Annotated in this window: 1 protein-coding gene; it reads left to right on the top strand. The window is 42.4% G+C overall.

The features are described from left to right. The coding region (locus tag Q0954_RS34240; RefSeq protein WP_299466667.1) for a helix-turn-helix domain-containing protein at positions 1-536 on the top strand (536 nt) is incomplete at its 5' end. Positions 537-665 lie beyond the last annotated feature (129 nt).

Genomic DNA, 665 nt, shown 5'->3' with positions numbered 1-665 from the left:
AGCAAAATTTAGCAATAATGAACAGAGGCAAAGCATTACCCAAGTTAGAACTGAGCCCCCGCCAGCATCAGCTTTTGAGTGGCTATCTCAATAAGCGAACAGTTCCAAAGCATTATGAACAACGCATTCATATTATCCTTCGCGCTTTTGATGGCTGGAGCAATCGTAAAATACACCTTGAATACACCCTGCACGAGATGACTGTGTCTAAGTGGCGTAATCGCTGGTTGGCTCACTACAAAGATTTGTGTGCCTATGAACTAGAGGAAAAGACTACTGATGCACTTTTGCTTTCTCAGATGCTTTCCTTGCTTTCAGATCAGGCTCGTCCAGGCACCCCTTCACGTATTAGCTTGTCTGAAAAGGAGAGTTTGGTGGCATTGGCTTGTAAAAAGCCCGAAGATTTTGGAATACCTCTGAGTCATTGGAATCGGGAGGAGTTAGCTAAGTTCGCTATGAAAACGGGTATTGTTCAACAAATTTCTCCACGTTATGTGAGTGAGATTTTAAAAAAAGCGGGCGATTCGTCCTCATAAAAATAGCTATTGGTTGTTTCCTAAAATAGATGATTGGGAAAGTTTTAAGGCTCAGGTGGAAAAGATTTGCGACCTGATTCTGGAAGCCACTCACCCTCACCAACCACTTTTAAACAAGCATCTAATAAG

The organism is uncultured Microscilla sp. (assembly GCF_947493425.1).
Lineage (GTDB): Bacteria > Bacteroidota > Bacteroidia > Cytophagales > Microscillaceae > Microscilla.
The sequence above is the reverse complement of the archived record's forward strand: the minus strand, read 5'-3'. Positions and strand labels throughout refer to the sequence as shown.